We start from the raw sequence: 16,701 nt of genomic DNA, 5'->3' as shown, positions 1-16,701 counted from the left end.
CGGATGGGTGGGGTGGTGGGGGCGGCTCAGCGCGGCGTGCAGTCGGTGTTCGACAGCCCCTTGCCGGCATCCGTCGCGCTGTTGTCGCAGGTGACGACGTTGCCGAGCTTCTTCGTCAGGTTGATGGCGTATCCCGAGCCGTCGACGTCGGAGCGGTTGGCCGAGAACACGTTGCCGGTGCCCCAGCCGTCGACGATCTCGTGGGTCTGGAAGCCGTCTTCGGGCGAGCCGGTGCCGACGTTGCCCGTGATGGTCCAGTCGTTGCCCTTGATGTCGACCCAGGAGTCGGCCGCGGTCATCCCGGTGCCGTCGAAGGTGTTGCCGCGGATCGTGCCGCCCGTCGTGCCCTCCTTGACGTCGATCGCCTCGGCGGTGGTGCGGCTGATGCGGTTGCCCTCGATCAGCGCGCGATCGCTGCGGTCGGGCTCGCCGTCGGTCACGTCGCCCCAGTTCGACTCGGCGCTGCCGACGTAGATGCCCTCGCCGTAGTCGGCCTTGCGCTTGCCGGTGCTCGAGATCGTGTTGCCGAGGATGCGCGCGTCGGAGCTGTTCTCGCGCACGTGGATGGCCTCGTCGCCGATGCCGCTCACGGTCAGCCCGCGCACGGTGGCGCGCTGGGCGTCGTCGATCATGACGCCCTTCTGCGAGGTGGTGACGGTGAAGCCGTCGAGCACGACGTCGTCGGCGCCGTCGATGTGGATGCCGTAGCCGTCGCTCGTGCTGCCCGTGCCGACCTTGGCCTTGCTCGTGCCGCAGATCGCGATCGGCTTGGCGGTGGTGCCGTCGGCCTTCACGTCGAACTCGCCCTTGTAGGTGCCGTCCTTCAGGCGGATGACCGTGCCGGCCTTCGCCGACTTCAGCGCCTTGGTCAGGGCCGATGCCGAGGAGACGGTCGTGGTCGGCTTCGCGCAGGCGGCGGAGACCGTGGCGGCGGCCGATCCCGCGGCGGCGCCGGGGGCGGTGGATGCGCTGGCGCTGGCCTTCGGAGAGGCGCTGCCGCTCGTGCCGCTGCCGGCGCTCGTGCCGCCCGCGCCGGCTCGCTCCTCGGCGCCGGCCGAGCTCTGCCCGACGGCGACCGCGGCGCCGCTGATGAGCGCGGCGACGGCGACGGCCACGACCGAGGCGGTGACGACGGTCCTCTTCGTGGTGCTGGTCTTCGCGCTGCTGGTCTTCTTCGTGCTCATGACTTCAGGCTCCCTGCGGCTTCGCGGGTGAAGACCCCGCGGCTGAACTGCTGGAGTGGGGCGTGCTGCCGGCGGCGCTCCGGGGCGCCGAGGCGGTAGATCACCGCGAAGGCGACGAGCGCGAGCACCGCCGACCAGATCACGGTGAGCGGACTGAAGATGCCCGCGATCACGCGGTTGAGCGACTGGCTGGCGACCCAGCCGTCGATGAGGTTGTTCTCGACGCGGGGGTCGATCGCCCGGTCGGTGTCGATCGCGCCGGCGCCGGTGCCCGAGATGGTGTTGTCGGTCACGCGGGTGCCCGCGAGGGTGCCGACGAGCGCGATGGCGTCGACCGGCGCATCCGTGATGCGGTTCTCGCGCACGACGGCCCCGGCGTTGCGCACGTAGATGCCGATCGAGGCGTCGTCGATGCGGTTGCCGGTGAGCTCGCCGCCGCGGGTGTCGTCGAGCACGGCGATCGCGTGCTGACGCTGCCCGCTGATCGCGGACTTCTCGACGGACGTGCTGGCGGCGCCGTCGCGGATCGTGACGCCCATGAGCCCGCCCGAGATCGTGGACTCGGCGACGGTCGTGCGCGATCCGCCGAGGATGTCGACGCCGTAGCGGGCGTTGTCGATGATCTTCGAGGCGCTGATGGTCGCGGCCTGCACGGCGCCCTTGACCGAGTCGCCGCTCGGGTTGGGGCCGTCTTCGGCGGCGCGGCCGTCGATCGTCACGCCGTTGCGGGCGTTCTTCTGGGCGGTGAGCTTGCTGACGGCGAGGCGCGACGAGGCGTCGGCCGCGACGAGGCCGTCGATCGCGTTGCCGCTCACGGTCGTCGAGGTGATCTTCGCGTCCGTGGCGGTCTTGAGGTAGATGCCGTCGACGAGGCTGTTCTTCACGGTGCTGCCGGTGATGGATGCGCCGGCCAGGCTGTCGACATAGACGCCGTAGGCGTTGCCGTCGACGGTCACGCCGTCGAGGCTCAGCGCCGCGGTGGCGCCGCCGGTCGGCGCGATCGACACGGAGGGGGTGCCCGCCGACGAGGAGCCGATCTGGTTGAGCGCGCTGCTCGATCCGGTTCCCGCCGTGGCGGCGAGGCCGCCCGTCGGTCCGCTCCAGAAGCCGAGCGCGGTCACGTCGGCGTTCGCGAGCTGGATCGCCCCGCCGTTGCCGCGCACGTAGGCGCGCCCGTCGGCGGTGGCCGAGTCGACGGCGCCGGCCGCCGCATCCCAGCTCTCGATCACGATGCGGGCGTCGGCGGTTCCCGTTCCGGTGAGCGTGCCGCCGGCGACCGTGATGCTGGTGAAGCCGCTCGCGTCGCTCGCGAGGCGAACGGTCTGGCCGGGCTGCAGCTGCAGCGTCGCGCCGCGGCTGACGAGCACGTGCTCGACCACGTCCAAGGCGCCGCCGCCCGCATCCCGCACCGAGTCGGGAGCGCCCGCGGCGAGCTCGCCCATCGAGTACGGGGTCGCGCGGCCCGGCAGCACGAGCGTCGGCCGGCCGTCGGTCAGCACGCGGAACGAGCGGGTCACGTCGACCTTGCGCCCGGCCGCGGCCGAGGCCGCCGACTGCGCGTCGATCGTGCGCTCGCTCTCGTGCCGCACGAGCGCGGCCTCGTTGGCCGGGTCGCCCGTGTAGGCGCGGCCCGGAACGGGCGCCGCCGATGGCATGTCGCGCTGCGTCGCGGGATGCGCGATCAGCCCCACGATCGGAGGTCCGGCGATGCCGGCCACGGTGACCACCACGGCCCCGACGGCCACGACGATCGCCAGCGTGCGGGCGAGGGAGCGGGATCGGCTTCTCATGCGTGCACCGCCTCGGGCTCGCGGGCGGGGGCGTCGGCGTCGGGCCCGGCGCCGGCCCCGGCATGCCCGGTGCCCGGCGTCGCGGCGGCGCTCGCCGCATCCACGCCGGTCTCGAGGCTCGCCGAGTCCTGCCCGTCGCCGCCGATCTGGCCCGCCTTGCGGGTCAGCCAGCCCTGCTTGTTCATGGTCACGAAGGCCCACGCCTTGATCGGCAGCGCCACGAGGATGACGGTCAGCGTCATCAGCGGCAGCAGCAGCAGATCGCGCGGGTGCCGGCGCAGGTGCGAGATGCCGCGGATGCCGCGACCCAGCAGCACCCAGCCGAGCGTGATCGCGATGCCGATCGGGGTCAGATCGAGGCGCGAGAAGAAGAGGTAGGTCAGGCTCATCCCCATCGTCACCGGGGTGAGCAGGATCTGCAGCACGGTGAGCTGGGTGATGATCGGCTGGCGGAACAGCCAGCCCTTGAAGATCGCCGTCAGGTAGCAGCGGAAGGAGTTGCGGCTCCAGCGCACGCGCTGCTTCACGAAGGCGCGGAACGTCGCCGGGAACATCGACAGCGCCTTCGCCGACGACTGGTGCACGGTCTTGTAGCCGGATGCCAGCACCAGCCAGGTGAGGCGGCCGTCGTCGCCCGCGATGCAGCGGGTGCCGAGGAAGAACTCGTTCTCGAGCCGGTCGAGCACCGGCAGCACGGCCGCGCGGCGGTAGGCGGCGGTGCGACCCGAGAGGCAGGCGACCGCGCCGGCCTTGCCCTGCGCGGGCACGTAGTCGGCGTAGCGCAGGTTCACCATCCAGTCGGCGATGCGGCGCCACACGCTGGTCTCGCGCTGGAACACGTTCTGCTGCGTGCTCACCCCGCCGACCTCGGGGTCGTCGAAGGGCATCTGCACGGCCTCGAGCAGTCCCGGCGTCCAGCGGGTGTCGCTGTCGACCAGCACGAGCACCTCGCCCGTGGCGCGGCGGATGCCGACGCCCAGCGCCGAGCGCTTGCCCACGTGCTCATAGAGCAGGGGCTGGATGCGCGCATCCCCCAGCTCGGTGATGCGGTCGTAGGCCTCGAGGTCGGCCACGTCGAGCACCACGATGATCTCGGTCGGGTCCTGCGCCCGCCAGGTCTCGAGGCAGTCGAGCAGGATCGCCGGATCCTCGTGATAGCTCGGCACCACGATCGAGGTCGTGGTGCGGAAGTCGGTCACGATCGGCTTCGCGCTGTGCGACATGACGAAGCGCACGAACCAGATGCTCCACACGATCGTGCCGGCGATCGCCATCGGGATGAACGGGCGGATGTCGCTGAAGACGGTTCCGAGCCCGTCGATGAACAGGCCGAGACCCCCGGCGATGCCGTTCCAGATGTGCTGGAGGTCCATCCGATCATCCCCCCGGTGTCGGCTGCGGGTCGCTGCGCTGGTCGCTGCGGTAGTTGCTGCGTCGGTCGCTCGTGCGTCGCTTCTGCGATGGGGATGAAGGTAGGGACGGACGGGGCGCGGCTGGTGTCGCGTCCGGGGTTCTCTCAGCGCTGGTCAGGAGTGGCGTGCAGCGGCGTTCTCGCGACGTAATCCCTGGTCAGAGCACGTTCTGCGTTGCCGTCGCGCGCCCCGCATCCCGCCCCTGCATTACGGCACTTTCATGCACGGGGGCGCCGCGCCCGAGCCACGGCCCCGGCCAGCAGACGGCCGCCCGCGCCGACCGCGAGCACCACGAGTCCGCCGATCACCGACACGGACGGCAGCGTGAGAGCGAGCATCAGGCAGCCGATCGCGCCGAGCGCCGACACCGCGCGCGGCACCAGACGATCGCCCGCGCTCTGCGTCAGCGCCGCGAGGTTCGCGACGAGGTAGTAGAGCAGCACCGCGAACGACGACACCCCGATCACCGCGCCCAGATCGACCGTCAGCACCAGCACCACGACGACGGCGCCCACGGCCAGCTCGGACGCCCAGGGAACCGAGCGGCGCGCATCCACCCGGGCGAGCGGATGCGGCAGGTCGCCGGTGCGGGCCATCGCGAGTGCCGTGCGGCTCACGCCGGCGAGCAGCGAGAGCAGCGCGCCGAGACACGCGAGCAGCGCCGCGATCGACACCACGACCGGCGCCGCCGCGCCGAGCGGGGCCACTGCGGCAGCCAGCGGCTGGTCGCGCGTGAGCATCCCGAATGGCGTCAGCGCGAGCGGCAGGGCTACCGCGACGGCCGCGTACAGCGCGATCACGACCGCCAGCGCGATCACGACGGCGCGGGGGATCGTGCGCCGCGGGTCGACGACCTCCTCGCCCAGCGTCGTGATGCGGGCGTAGCCCGCGAAGGCGAAGAACAGCAGTCCCGCCGCCGACAGCAGCGGGAAGGGCCCGGGCTCGCCCGCGGTCGCCGGGTCGAGGATCCCGCCCACGTAGACCACGGCCTGCCCCGCGCCGTCGGTCGTCACCAGCCCGCCGCTCGCCGCGCCGGGCCCGTTCGCGACCGCCACCACGACGACGGCGACCAGCACGAGCAGCACCGGGACGACCAGGATGCGCGCCGCCAGCGCCGTGCGCGTCACTCCGCCCAGGTTCACCGCGACCACCGCGATCACGATCAGCGCCGCGAGCGGACGCCGCCAGGGCCCCTCCGGCACCGCGTAGGCCGCCGCGATGCCGGCCATCGCCGCACAGCTTGCCGTCTTGCCGACCACGAACGACCACCCGGCGAGGAACGCCGGCCAGGCGCCGAGCCGCTCGCGCGCCGGCACATAGGCGCCGCCCGAGGTCGGGTACTGCGCGGCGAGCTGCGCCGACGAAAGCCCGTTCGCCAGAGCGACCGCGCCGGCCAGCATCAGGGCGACGAGCAGGAGCGGCGCATCCACGCCCGTGCGCGCGACCGGGCTCCACACGCCGAAGATGCCGGCGCCGATCATCGAGCCGAGCCCGACGAGCACGGCATCGCCGAGGCGCAGCCGGCGGGCGAGCGGGGCGGATGCGGTGGTCATCGGCGGGTCACGACGCGGTCGCGAGAGATCGGTTCACGACGCATCGGGGCTTCGAGGAGCGGGTCAGTCGCCCTTGAGGCGCTTGCGCGCGGCGCGCTCGCCGAGCACGATCACGTAGTCGGTGACGGGCTGCGACGCGAGCTTGTCGACCTCCTCGGTCGCGACCCGCTGCAGCTCTCCGGCGTCACGGTCGGGGAAGCGCTTCGCCAGCCCCTCGGCCACCTGCTTGATGGCCTCGTCGCGATTGAAATCGGTGGTCATGCGCGCATCATGGCACGCCGAGATGAACGCGATTCCGTGCGGTCGGCGAGGGGTGTTGCGCGTTGCGGATCACCCCGAGTCCAGAGCTGTCCTGAGCGTCGGCGCTCCGCTCCATCCGAAACCCCGTACGACCCCGCCGCCCGGCCGTGCGCGCACCCGTCTGCGCGCGGCCCGCCGGCTACTCGACCCGACCGGCGCCGGGGCCGGCCGCGCGGCCCTGCTGGCCCTCGACACGCAGCACGAGCGCGGCGAGCACCTCGGGCGGGAACAGCTCGGCGGGAAGGCTGCGCCACTCGCCGTGCGGACGCGAGCGGACGAGCACGACCCCGTCGCCGCGCTGCACCGCGGTGATGAACGCCAGCGGGATCGTGCGCGCGATCGGGCCCGTGCGGATGGCGAGGCGATCGCTCTGCAGCTGCACCGAGGTGACCAGGCCGGTGCGTCGCATCCGGTGCCCGACGACCGCAGCGGCGCCGGCGGCTCCCGCCAGCGCGACCGCGAAGAAGATCACGTAGGGCAGCGCCCAGTCGCCGAGCAGGCGACTGCCGGTCGCGATCTGCAGCACGAGCAGCAGCGCGGCGACACCGGCGATCACGAGCGGCGCGGGACTCGTCGCGAACCGCAGCGCGGCGCGACCGGCGGCATACGCGCCGCCCCGGCCGCCGGGCGGGGTCGAGGCGACCGGGAACGCGCTCGGCAGGCCGTCGAGCGGATGCGTCACCGGATACGGCTCGGCGGGTGCCGCCGTCGCGTCGCCGCCGTGCTCGATCGCCGCGCGCAGCCGGGCGAGCGCTCCGCCCGCGAGCAGCGGCGCCGGCACGACCGGAGCGACGCGGGGCACGGTCGTCACGAGCTCGGCGACCTCGCCGTGGGTGCGCGCCCGCGTCAGACCGGCGACGTCGAGCTCGAGCGTCGACCCGGGCGCGGTGATCACGATGCTCGTCGGCGTGAAGCGCAGCAGATAGGTCGATCCGGCGAAGGGATCGAAGTCGCGCGGCGTCGACGACACGCTCGCGGCGAGGCCGAGCGCCACCAGCACGCCGATGCCGAGCAGCGACCACGCGATCGTGACGGCGCCGAGTGCTCCCGCGGCCGCGGCCAGCACGACGACCGCGAGCAGCAGCGCCGCCGAGGGACGCACGACCTCGGGCCGACGCCGACTCAGCCAGACGAGATCGCGGCGCGAGCGCTCGGGGAAGTCGCGGGGCATCGTCCAGCGGCGGGTATCCGCATCCACCCACTCGCCCGGGTCGGCGGGCTCGGGAGCGGGGGCGTCGGTCACGCCGTCACGCTAGCCCGCGCTCCCGCGAGATGTCGGAGATGCACGGGACACGCCGCCCGGGCGAGACATCTCCGACATCTCGGCAGCGCGCGCGGCCGGCTCTGCCGAGCGGGGGCGTCGGGCGAGGGCGTGGGGCGTGGATGCGCGGCGCCCGCTCAGGCCAGCGACGCCGTGTTGACCGCGACGAGGCGGTCGATCGCCGCGCGCAGCCGCACGGCGAGGGGCGCGTCGTCGTCCTGCTCCTCGTGGTGCAGCACGAAGCCGAGTGCGGCCATGACGAGCGTGACCGCGAGCTCGGCCTGCTCGCGCGACGCCGCGCGCTCGGCCGCGAGGTCGACGAGGTCGCCGCGCAGGCCGGTCATCCACTGCGACAGCGGCGGCACCAGCTCGGGGCGGCGGATGACGAGCTCCTTCATGCGGGCGCGCTTCGGCCCGGCGGCGCCCATGTCGATGATGAGCGAGCAGAGCGCCGGCACCAGGTCGCCGGTCGCGGCGCGGAAGCGGTCGAGGGTTCCGGGGTCGATGATGCGCTCGGGCAGGTCGAGCGCGGCGGCCGGCTTCGACGGGAAGTAGTTGAAGAAGGTGCGCGGCGACACCTCGGCCTCGGCGCAGATCTGCTCGATCGTGGTCGCCTCGAGGCCGTGCTGCTCGATCAGCCGCAGCGCCGCCTCGTGGATCGCCTGCCGCGTCTGCGCCTTCTTGCGCTCGCGCAGGGAGTCGGCGGCGTCGCCGGGCGACGCGGCGGCCGGTGCGGCGGCGGGGGAGGTGTCGGTGCTGCTCATGGCTTCTCGGGAGGTCGGGCTGGGGGTCAGGCTAGGTGATCCGGCCCCGGCGGGGCGGCATCCGTGTCGTGATGCCGCCCCGCCGGGTCGGACCGGTCGTGCTGCCCCGTCGACACGAGGCCGACCGGGCAGCACCGGCTCAGGCCGGCTGGGCGACCTGGATCGTGCCGGTCGGCGTGACGCCGGCGCTGTCGGCGCGCTCCTGCAGCGCCGACTGGTTGCGCAGCGGCGGCGCCTTGAAGAACAGCGACAGGATGAACGCCAGCACCATGTCGGCGAAGGCCACCCAGTAGATCACCACGGTCGAGGCGTTGAAGCCCTTCAGGAACGGCGCCGTGAGACGCGCGTCCGCTCCGGTGAGGAACGAGGTGTCGCTGGTCGAGTCGCTCGACGCCGACGAGGCGTTCGAGTCGTTCTTCGCGAGCTGCTTCGAGATCTCGGGCGTGAGCTGGTCGACCCAGTACGCGCGCTCCGCGTCGTCGGCCCAGTCCACCGCGATCCTGCCGTCGATCACGCTGGCGTGCGCCTTGTCGGCGATGCCCTCGAGCACCGACTCGGGTGCGCCGGCGGCCTGAGCGGATGCGGCATCCAGCTGCTTCTGGATGTTCGCCTGGATCGGGTCGACGATCGGCGTCCACAGCTGCTTCATGATGGCGGCGTTCGCGGGCTTGTCGGCGACCGCGGGGTCGAGGGCCGCATCCAGCGCGCTGCTGAGCGTGGCCTTGTTCTCCATGGTCGTGACGATGTTGCCCGGCAGCACCGAGAACAGCACCGAGAGCATGATCGCCGTGCCGAGCGTTCCGCCGATCTGACGGAAGAACGTGGAGGCGCTGGTGGCGACGCCCATCTGGTGCGGCGCCACGGAGTTCTGGCTGGCCAGGGTCAGCGTCTGCATGAGCTGGCCGAGGCCGAGTCCGATCACGAACAGCGCGATCAGCAGGAACCACAGCGGACGGTCGACCGTCATGAAGGTCAGGATGAGGAAGCCGATCGACGCGAACGCCGTGCCGGTCGTGGGGAAGATGCGGTAGTGGCCGGTGCGCGACATGATCTGGCCGGACACCATCGCCGCGGTCATGAGCCCGGCGACCATCGGGATCATCGCGAAGCCCGACTCGGTCGGCGACAGGCCGATCACGATCTGCAGGTAGAGCGGCACGCTGAGCATGACGCCGAACATCCCGAAGCCGACCAGCACGCCCATGATCGTGGCCATCGAGAAGGTGCCCGAGCGGAAGAGGCGCAGCGGGATGATCGCGTCGTCCTTCATGAGCGACTCGATCACGATGAACGCGACCAGGCCGACGGCGCCGATGGCGTAGCAGGCGATCGCGCCGGGCGAGGTCCAGCCCCAGGTGCGGCCCTGCTCGGCGACCAGCAGCAGCGGCACCAGGGTGACGATGACCGCGGTGGCGCCCCACCAGTCGATGCGCGGCTTGCCGTGCTTGGCGAACTTCGGCAGGTGCAGGAACGCGAGCACCATGACCAGCGCGATGATGCCGATCGGCAGGTTGATCAGGAAGACCCAGCGCCATCCGTCGATGAACAGGATCTGGCTCGCGCCGGCGAACAGGCCGCCGACGAGCGGGCCGATGACGCTCGAGATCGCGAAGGTCGCCAGGAAGTAGCCCTGGTACTTGGCGCGCTCGCGCGGGGCGAGGATGTCGCCCATGATCGCGAGCGGCAGCGACATGAGCGCACCCGCGCCGATGCCCTGGATCGCGCGGAAGCCGGCGAGCTCGAGCATCGAGGTCGAGAAGGTCGCCAGCAGCGAGCCGACCAGGAACACGCCGATGCCGAAGATGTAGAGCGGGCGACGGCCGAAGAGGTCGCTGAGCTTGCCGTAGATCGGCGTCGCGATGGTCGACGTGATCAGGTAGGCCGTGGTGACCCAGGCCTGCTGGTCGAGGCCGTGCAGGTCGTCGCCGATGGTGCGGATGGCCGTGCCGACGATGGTCTGGTCGAGCGACGACAGGAACATGCCGGCCATGAGGCCGTAGATGACCAGCAGGATCTGCCGGTGGGTCATGATCGGCGATCCGCCGGACGCGGGGCTCGATGCGGGCGACGCCGAGGCGGTCGCGGTGGTGGATGACACGGTTTCGGTCCTTCGACGCGGTGCGGCGGGTGCCGCGGTGGATGAGGAGCGCGAGTGGGGCGCTCCGGCGCGTCGTCAGCATCCGCTGGTCGGCGTTCCGGGGCGCCGACGTTGGCGGAGTGGGGTGCTCGCGTTCGAGCCCTGAGGCTTTTTGCAAGCGGTGCAATATTACGCGCCTGCAAGATTGCGTCAAGTGCAAATCAAGGCGACGGGTGTTGGAGACGTCCAACACCGAGATACGCGTCGACACACCCGATCCCGTCGCGACAGGGTCGCTGAGGATGAACGCCGGGATGGTGCGCATCCGGAAAGGGATCCCTCATGCCTGCCGCGCTCATCCGCCGCATCGCGCTCTGCCTGCTGATCGCCGCCCCCGCGATCGTGTTCCGCATCACCGGCTTCCGACCCGACCCGGTCGTCGACCTGCTCGTCTTCGGCGCCGCGGTCGTCGCGGCCGCGTTCATCCTGGCCTGGGCCGCCGAGGCCGCCCAGAAGGACATCTCGGGCGCGCTCGCGATCGCGATCCTCGCCTTCATCGCCGTGCTGCCCGAGTACGCGGTCGACCTGTTCTACGCCTTCCGCTCCGGATCCGAGCCCGAGTACGCGCAGTACGCCGCCGCGAACATGACCGGGTCGAACCGGCTGCTGCTCGGCTTCGGCTGGCCGCTCGTCGTGATTGTCGCGCTGCTGGTCGCGCGGCGGATGACGACGAAGGCGGCGCTCGGGGCCGGAGCGACGGGCGGATCCGCGATGGCGCACCCCCGCGCATCCCACGCCCTCGAACTTCCGAAGGAGAACCGCCTCGACATCGGATTCCTGGCGCTGCTCGCGATCGCCGCGTTCGCGATCCCGCTGCTCGGCACCATCCCGATCTGGCTCGGCGTGCTGCTCGTGGTCGTCTTCGGCCTCTACCTCTGGCGGGCGAGCCAGACGCACGGCGACGACGACGGTGAGGGGGGAGCTGGCACCGAGGAGTTCGTCGGCGGGGCTGCGCTCATCGCCGAGATGCCGACCCGCGCGCGCCGCGCGACCGTGATCGCCCTGTTCGTCGTGTCGGCCGCGATCATCCTGAGCTCGGCGGAGCCCTTCGCCGAGGCGCTCGTCTCGTCGGGCTCGTCGCTCGGCATCGACAGCTACTTCCTCGTGCAGTGGCTCGCGCCGCTCGCCTCCGAGGCGCCCGAGTTCATCGTCGCGACGATGTTCGCGCTGCGCGGCATGGGCGGCGCCGCGATCGGCACCCTGATCGCGTCGAAGGTCAACCAGTGGAGCCTGCTCGTCGGCTCGCTGCCGGTCGCTCACGGGCTCGGCGGCGGCGGATGGGCTCTCGAGCTGGATGCGCGCCAGATCGAGGAGTTCGTGCTCACCGCGAGCCAGACGGTGATGGGCGTGGCGATCATCCTGGCCCTGCGCTTCCACTGGTGGTCGGCGGCGGCGCTCGCCGGCCTGTTCGCAGTGCAGTTCTTCGTGGCCGACGAGGGCGGGCGCTATGTGCTGAGCGTCATCCACCTGGTGATCGCCGTCGGAGCGCTGATCGTGCATCGCCGTGACATCCTGCCGACGCTGGCGGCGCCGTTCCGGCGGGGGCAGGCCGCGAGCGGCGGTGGGGCGGCGGGAGCGGGTGGCAGCGGCGCGGATGCCGACAGCGGCGTGGATGCGGCGGGCGGCGCGTCGACGCCGGCGACGTCGGCAGTAGCATCCGATCGATGACGAGCGACGCGCCGGCCTTCGACCGCGAGCCCAGCCGGATGGAGGAGGACTACCTCACCAACGTCTGGAAGGCCTACGAGTGGCCGGGTGACCGGCCCACCACGACCGACCTCGCGGCGCGGCTCGGCGTGACCCCGTCGACGGTCTCGGCGAACCTCAAGAAGCTCGCCCGCGACGCGCTCATCGAGTACGAGCCCTACGGCTCGATCCAGCTGACGGATGCGGGCCGCGCGATCGCGACCCGGGTCGTGCGCCGGCATCGCATCATCGAGACCTATCTCGTGCAGCGCCTCGGACTCGGGTGGGACGAGGTGCACGACGAGGCCGACCGCCTCGAGCACGCCGTGAGCGACCTCGTGCTCGACGCGATGGACGCCGAGCTCGGGCACCCGGCCGCCGACCCGCACGGCGACCCGATCCCGGGCCGCGACGGCAGCATCCCCTTCGCCGACGCGCCGACGCTCGCGGCGGTGGGATCGGGGGTGCGCGTGCGCGTCGTACGCGTCGCCGACCGCCACCCCGAGGTGCTGCGCTACCTGAGCGAGAAGGGCGTCGCCGTCGGCACCGAGCTCGTGGTCGTCACGGCGATGGATGCGAGCGGGGCGATGCGGGTGCGGCACGCGGGCGGGGCTGCGGGCTCGGGCGGGGCTGCGACGGGTCCGGCCGGCGCCGGTTCCGCGAACGCGGGAGGTGAGCTCGAGCTCAGCGCGACGGCCGCCGACTCGATCCGGGCTCTGCCTCTCTAGACGAGGGCGCGCATCCACTCGTCGGGGTGGGCGGCGAGCAGGTCGGCGACGCCGCGCCAGTGGGCGCCGTGGCCTGAGGCGAACATCGAGCCCCAGGGCTCGACGCCGTCGCGGTGGGCGTCGCGGAGCAGGGCGTGCATCGCGGCGGCGCGCGGGGCGAGCAGGTCGACGGCGATCCCGCGCAGCTCGGGTGCGGCGTCGTAGCCGTCGAGCAGGGCGCGCATGCGCGGAGCCAGCACGGCCGGCTCCGAGTCGGGCGCCGCGACAGCGAACGCGGGGAGCGCGTAGGCGAGCTCCCAGGCGCGGGTCGTCGGGCCGGCGCCGTTCCAGTCGATGAACGCGAACCGCGGATGTGCGGGGTCGGCGCCCTCGTCGACGACGAGATTCCACGGGGCCAGGTCGTGGTGCCCGATCAGGTCGGGCGCTGCGGGGGCGCCGTGGCGGTCGTGCGCCGGCAGCAGAGGCGGGTCGAAGTCGGGACGCCCGGCCGACATCCACTGATCCGGGGTCGGGCTCGCGTCGTGGATGCGGCGGATCAGCGCGCCGACACCGTGCAGTTCGGGCGTCGTCATCGGCGGGCGCAGCATCGCCAGCTCGCCGGGCAGGAAGGCGAGCACCTGGCGCCCCGTGGCATCCCGGGGCGGCTCGCCGGGCACGGGGAGTCGCAGCGCCGGGTCTGCGGTGGCGAGCACGCGCAGCAGCTCGTGCACGGCCGGCGTGCCCGGCAGCCAGGGCTTGCGCACCGTGTCGCCGAGCCGCACGACGCCGGCGCTCGCGTTGCCGCCGGTGAGGGGGAGCTCGGCAGGCAGGTGGAGACCGTCGGGCAGGGGCGTGCCGGACTGCTGCTCGGCGTCGTCGACCACGGGGCGAGCGTAGCGAGGGCGCTGGCGGTGGGCTGGGAAACGGAGCGGCGAGCACGGCGACGGGTGAGGGTGAGGGGATGAGCGAGCCGCGCATCCCGAACCGGACCCACCGCGACCACACCGACGGCGACGACATCGCCGAGGTCGAGGCGGCCGAGGTCGAGGCGGCCGGCCTCGACGGCGTCGCGTCGGAGCAGGATGAGCGCCCGAGCCGCGTGCGGCACCTCGCCCGACTCGCGCTCGGCGGGGCGCTCGTGCTCGCGGGCGTGGGGCACCTCACATTCCTGCGCAAGGACTTCCAGGCCCAGGTACCTGACACCGTCACCGAGGCGACCGGGTTCAGCCGCGACCAGGTCGTGCTCATGTCGGGCGTCGCCGAGATCGGACTCGGGGCGGCGCTCGCCGTGCTCGGACGCGGGCGGCGCGACCGCCGCCGCCTCGGCGTGATCGCGGCGCTGTTCTTCGCGGCGGTGTTCCCCGGCAACCTCGCGCAGTGGGTGAACCGGCGCTCGGCCTTCGGGCTCGACACCGACGGCAAGCGCGCGGCGCGGCTGCTCGGTCAGCCGCTGCTCATCGCCTGGGCGCTCTGGTCGACGCGGCGGTAGCGGGCGGCGGCACGCGCCCGCGCATCCCGACCGCGCGCTGTGGCAGACTGCCGACGGCGCCCGCGCATCCCGTGCGGCGCTGCGGCGGTGGGGCTCACCGGAACCGAACCTCGCGTGAGTGCTCGCGCACGATGCGACAACAGTCCCTGTCTCGGCACATCAGCGTGCCTGCAGATGGGAGACCCGTGAGCGAGAACCGACCCGACGACAGCGCACCTGAGCGGCGCATCCACCTGCCTCGGGATGCGCGGCTCGCGCACTCGGCAGCCGCTCGCGACAGCGCCCCCGAGCTGCCGCTCGACCCCGACACGGACGCCGTCGACCTGACGACCGGACGCCCGCTGCCGGTGCACCTGCGCCCGGCGTCGCTGCTGCTGGTCGCGGCCGGCGGCACGGTCGGCACGCTCGTGCGCGAGCTGATCGATCTGGCGCTGCCGCGTCCGGATGGACTGCCGGTGAGCATCCTGCTGATCAACGTCACTGGGGCGCTCCTCCTCGGCGCGCTGCTCGAGGGGCTCGCGCGCCGCGGACCCGACGAGGGCGCCCGGCGCCGCGTGCGACTGCTGGTCGGCACGGGCGTGCTCGGCGGCTACACGACCTATTCCGCGCTCGCGGCCGACAGCGCCAAGCTGCTGCTGGTAGGGGATGCGCTGCTCGGGCTGCTCTATCCGCTCGCGACGCTCGTGCTCGGCGCGGCCGCGTCGGCGGTGGGCATCGTGCTCGCTCGACGTCTTGTGCGGGGGGCCGGCGCATGACCGTCGTGACCTTGCTCGTCGTCGCCCTCTGCGGCGGACTCGGCGCCGCCGCCCGCCTCGCGCTCGACGGCCTCATCCGCGGCCGCAGCGCGCGCAGCCCGGGTCTGTCGACGTTCCCCGTCGGAACGCTCGTGATCAATGTCACGGGCTCGTTCGTCCTCGGACTGCTCGCGGGCCTCGCCGCGGCGAACGCCGCACCGGCGCTGCTCGTGAGCGCGCTCGGCACCGGCTTGATGGGCGGCTACACGACGTTCAGCACGGCGAGCTTCGAGACGGTGCGCCTGCTGCAGGCGCGGCGCTGGGTCGCGGCGACGCTCAACGGGCTCGGGATGCTCGTGGTCGCCGTCGCGGCGGGCGTGCTCGGCATCCTGGTCGGTCGCCTGGGCTGACGCGGAGGCTTCCGCTCGGGGCTGCGGTCACGCGTTGCGGATGGGGAGACGGGTCGAGCCCGATCGGGGCTCGGTGAGCGCCCTCATCCGAATCGCGGAACGCGGCGCCACGTGCCACCCGGCCGCGGATCGCCCACCGGCGCGCCGGGTCGCGGCATCGCTGTTCGGGGCTGCGGTCACGCGTTGCGGATGGGGAGACGGGCCGAGCCCGATGGCGGCTCGGTGAGCGCGCTCATCCGAATCGGGGAACGCGGGCGGCGTCGTCGGCGCGCACGGCGTCGCCCGCGGCGCCACTGCTAGCGTCGGCGCATGCCCGAAGCGGACCGGATCGGCGCCGCCCTCACGGCAGCCCTCGCCGTCTCCGACACCCCGCCGCCCCCGTCGACGCTGCTGGCGATCGCGGCCGAGGCGATCGGCGCGGCGCGCTGCGAGCTGAGTCTGGGCACCAAATCGCTCGCCTGGGGCGTGCACGACCCGCAGCAGCACGATGTGGCGGCGACGCTCGTGCTCGGCACCGATCCCGACATCGTCGCGACCGTCGTGCCCGCGCACGCGATGCCCTCGCCCGAGGCGTGGCAGCCGCTGCTCCTGCTGCTCACGCCCTACGCCGCCGAGGACTCCACCTGGGATGCGCGGCGCCGGCAGCAGGTGGCGACCCGCCGCATAAACGACGCCCGGTGGCGCGCGTCCGCCGACATGGAGCACGAACGTCGGCGCCTCGAGCGCGACCTGCACGACGGCGCGCAGCACCATCTCGTGGCCCTGCGCATGGCGATCGCCCTCGGCGACCACCTGCAGCACGAACCCGACGCGGAGGCGCGGCTCGCGGCGCTCGGCGAGCAGCTCGACGCCGCCGAGGAGCTGCTCATCGCGACGGCGCGCGGCGTGCTGCCGAAGCTGCTCGCGACGTCGGGGCTGCAGGGCGCGCTGAGCGCGCTCGCGGGAGCCGACGTGGAGGTGCGGGCGGACATCCCGAGGCTCATGCCCGCCGTGGAGTCGGCGCTGTACTACCTCGCGCTCGAGGCCATGAGCAACGTGCACAAGCACGCGCCCGGCGCCCGCGTCGTCGTCGAGGCCCGGCTCGACTCGGGCCGGGCGCTCGTCGAGGTGCGGGATGACGGTCCCGGGTTCGTCGTCGGCGACGGCGTCGGCGGGCTCGCCTACCTCGCCCACCGCATCGAGGCGATCGACGGCACCCTCGAGGTGCGGTCGGCGCCGGGGGAGGGCACCCGCGTCGTCGCCGCCGTGCCGTACTGATCGGCTGATCGCGCCGC

The 16,701-nt window shown here is 73.0% G+C and carries 16 protein-coding genes; 7 read left to right on the top strand and 9 right to left on the bottom strand.

The features are described from left to right. Nucleotides 1–26: 26 nt before the first annotated feature. The 8 genes from FJ658_RS01800 to FJ658_RS01765 all read right to left on the bottom strand — a co-directional run bounded on the left by FJ658_RS01800 (nt 27) and on the right by FJ658_RS01765 (nt 10,293). Nucleotides 27–1,184: a right-handed parallel beta-helix repeat-containing protein gene (locus FJ658_RS01800; protein WP_141143681.1), complete on the bottom strand. Its 1,158-nt coding sequence runs from the start codon at nt 1,182–1,184 to the stop codon at nt 27–29. Beyond that, nucleotides 1,181–2,974, bottom strand: coding sequence for a right-handed parallel beta-helix repeat-containing protein (locus FJ658_RS01795; RefSeq protein WP_141143680.1), 1,794 nt, complete (start codon nt 2,972–2,974; stop codon nt 1,181–1,183). Before FJ658_RS01795 ends, FJ658_RS01800 begins: the two co-directional genes overlap by 4 nt. Then, nucleotides 2,971–4,347 (bottom strand): glycosyltransferase, encoded by a 1,377-nt coding sequence (locus FJ658_RS01790; RefSeq protein WP_141143679.1) that lies wholly within the window; start codon nt 4,345–4,347, stop codon nt 2,971–2,973. Before FJ658_RS01790 ends, FJ658_RS01795 begins: the two co-directional genes overlap by 4 nt. 257 nt (nt 4,348–4,604) lie before the next feature. Then, nucleotides 4,605–5,939, bottom strand: coding sequence for an APC family permease (locus FJ658_RS01785; RefSeq protein ID WP_141143678.1), 1,335 nt, complete (start codon nt 5,937–5,939; stop codon nt 4,605–4,607). Nucleotides 5,940–6,002: 63 nt separating this feature from the next. Then, nucleotides 6,003–6,200 carry a three-helix bundle dimerization domain-containing protein gene (locus tag FJ658_RS01780; RefSeq protein ID WP_141143677.1) on the bottom strand — a complete coding sequence of 66 codons (198 nt, stop codon included), beginning with the start codon at nt 6,198–6,200 and terminating at the stop codon, nt 6,003–6,005. A gap of 178 nt (nt 6,201–6,378) precedes the next feature. Continuing rightward, on the bottom strand, nt 6,379–7,482 hold the full coding sequence (locus FJ658_RS01775) for a hypothetical protein (protein WP_141143676.1): 1,104 nt from the start codon (nt 7,480–7,482) through the stop codon (nt 6,379–6,381). A 155-nt stretch (nt 7,483–7,637) separates the two neighbouring features. Continuing rightward, nucleotides 7,638–8,264 (bottom strand): TetR/AcrR family transcriptional regulator, encoded by a 627-nt coding sequence (locus FJ658_RS01770; RefSeq protein WP_141143675.1) that lies wholly within the window; start codon nt 8,262–8,264, stop codon nt 7,638–7,640. A gap of 139 nt (nt 8,265–8,403) precedes the next feature. Further along, nucleotides 8,404–10,293: an MDR family MFS transporter gene (locus FJ658_RS01765; protein ID WP_141143674.1), complete on the bottom strand. Its 1,890-nt coding sequence runs from the start codon at nt 10,291–10,293 to the stop codon at nt 8,404–8,406. On the opposite strand from FJ658_RS01765, the gene FJ658_RS01760 reads away from it, so the two are divergent. The 3 genes from FJ658_RS01760 (at nt 10,292) to FJ658_RS01750 (ending at nt 12,815) form a co-directional block, all read left to right on the top strand. Continuing rightward, nucleotides 10,292–10,507 (top strand): hypothetical protein, encoded by a 216-nt coding sequence (locus FJ658_RS01760; protein ID WP_141143673.1) that lies wholly within the window; start codon nt 10,292–10,294, stop codon nt 10,505–10,507. The genes FJ658_RS01765 and FJ658_RS01760 overlap by 2 nt on opposite strands. Nucleotides 10,508–10,683: 176 nt before the next feature. Then, nucleotides 10,684–12,069: a sodium:proton exchanger gene (locus FJ658_RS01755; protein WP_141143672.1), complete on the top strand. Its 1,386-nt coding sequence runs from the start codon at nt 10,684–10,686 to the stop codon at nt 12,067–12,069. After that, nucleotides 12,066–12,815 carry a metal-dependent transcriptional regulator gene (locus FJ658_RS01750; protein ID WP_141143671.1) on the top strand — a complete coding sequence of 250 codons (750 nt, stop codon included), beginning with the start codon at nt 12,066–12,068 and terminating at the stop codon, nt 12,813–12,815. Before FJ658_RS01755 ends, FJ658_RS01750 begins: the two co-directional genes overlap by 4 nt. Here the strand turns inward: FJ658_RS01750 and FJ658_RS01745 are convergent. Next, nucleotides 12,812–13,678 (bottom strand): phosphotransferase, encoded by an 867-nt coding sequence (locus FJ658_RS01745; protein WP_255447504.1) that lies wholly within the window; start codon nt 13,676–13,678, stop codon nt 12,812–12,814. The genes FJ658_RS01750 and FJ658_RS01745 overlap by 4 nt on opposite strands. 77 nt (nt 13,679–13,755) lie before the next feature. Between FJ658_RS01745 and FJ658_RS01740 the strand changes: the two genes are divergently transcribed. The 4 genes from FJ658_RS01740 to FJ658_RS01725 all read left to right on the top strand — a co-directional run bounded on the left by FJ658_RS01740 (nt 13,756) and on the right by FJ658_RS01725 (nt 16,684). Further along, nucleotides 13,756–14,283 carry a hypothetical protein gene (locus FJ658_RS01740; protein ID WP_370454745.1) on the top strand — a complete coding sequence of 176 codons (528 nt, stop codon included), beginning with the start codon at nt 13,756–13,758 and terminating at the stop codon, nt 14,281–14,283. Nucleotides 14,284–14,468: 185 nt separating this feature from the next. Beyond that, the gene (locus FJ658_RS01735) at nt 14,469–15,038 is read left to right on the top strand and encodes a CrcB family protein (protein WP_370454744.1); all 570 of its coding nucleotides are present in this window, start codon (nt 14,469–14,471) and stop codon (nt 15,036–15,038) included. After that, complete coding sequence (locus FJ658_RS01730) at nt 15,035–15,427, top strand: CrcB family protein (protein ID WP_141143669.1); 393 nt, start codon at nt 15,035–15,037, stop codon at nt 15,425–15,427. Before FJ658_RS01735 ends, FJ658_RS01730 begins: the two co-directional genes overlap by 4 nt. 309 nt (nt 15,428–15,736) lie before the next feature. Further along, nucleotides 15,737–16,684: a sensor histidine kinase gene (locus FJ658_RS01725; RefSeq protein ID WP_141143668.1), complete on the top strand. Its 948-nt coding sequence runs from the start codon at nt 15,737–15,739 to the stop codon at nt 16,682–16,684. Nucleotides 16,685–16,701 lie beyond the last annotated feature (17 nt).

Source organism: Schumannella sp. 10F1B-5-1, from assembly GCF_006517535.1.
GTDB lineage: Bacteria > Actinomycetota > Actinomycetes > Actinomycetales > Microbacteriaceae > Schumannella.
This window is presented reverse-complemented; position numbering and strand designations above follow the sequence as displayed.